Source organism: Pseudomonas sp. AGC41 (assembly GCF_057334555.1).
Window position 1 is genome coordinate 28,073 of sequence record NZ_JBHFJB010000004.1, and the last position, 854, is coordinate 28,926.

Annotated in this window: 1 protein-coding gene; it reads right to left on the minus strand. The window is 61.9% G+C overall.

Annotated features, from left to right (window positions below):
• Positions 1 to 81: 81 nt before the first annotated feature.
• Entirely contained in the window at positions 82 to 810 is a 729-nt protein-coding gene (locus ACE04F_RS00545) for a dienelactone hydrolase family protein (RefSeq protein WP_486104023.1), read from the minus strand.
• Positions 811 to 854: the final 44 nt, after the last annotated feature.

Consider the following 854-nt stretch of genomic DNA (forward strand, 5'->3'; position numbering starts at 1 on the left):
GGTTCGCAGATCTCGCGTACAACTCGGTTCAATGTGGGAGCGAGCCTGCTCGCGATAGCAATATGACAGAAGCCAGGGCAATCAGCCCTTGAACACCTCATCCAGCAAATTATGCATCGACCGGAACGCCCGCCCGGCGACCTTGGCGTTGTACATCATCTTGCCCGGCACATTGGCCTGTGGATCGGTGAAGGAATGCACCGCGCCGCCATAACTCAGCAATTGCCAGTCCACCCCGGCGGCGTTCATCTCCTCCTCGAAGGCCGGCAGCTGTTCTTTCGACACCAGCGGATCGGAGGCGCCATGCATCACCAGGACGGCGCCCTGGATATTCTGCGCATCGGCCGGATTCGGCGTATCCAGGGTCCCATGGAACGAGATCGCAGCCTTGAGCGGTGCGCCGCTGCGAGCCAGCTCCAGTGAACAGCAACCACCGAAGCAGAAGCCGAACGTGGCCAGTTTCGCCGTGTCGACCTGCGCTTCGCCCTGGTTCTGCAATTGCTCCAGCGCTACCTGCATGCGCTTGCGCAACAAGGCCCGATCGTTCTTGAGCGGCATCATTGCCGCTCCCGCCTCGTCGGCGTTGGTCGGGCGCAGCGTCTGCCCGTACAAGTCGGCGATCAGCACCACGTAGCCGTTGGCGGCCACCGACCTGGCGATCTCCTCGGCCCCCGCCCCCACGCCCATCCAGTTCGGCGCCATCAGCAAACCCGGACGCGGGCCCTGCTGGTTGACGTCGAAGGCCAGGCGACCTTCATAGCTTTGCCCATCGATCTGATACACCAGCGAACGAACCGTAACCTGACTCATGACGGACTCCTCTTGATGAAACATTCAAGAAGCCCTTGTGGGCG

Bases quoted from the DNA above. Each gene is read 5' to 3' on its own strand.
- ACE04F_RS00545 (WP_486104023.1), bottom strand. From the start codon at position 810: ATGAGTCAGGTTACGGTTCGTTCGCTGGTGTATCAGATCGATGGGCAA.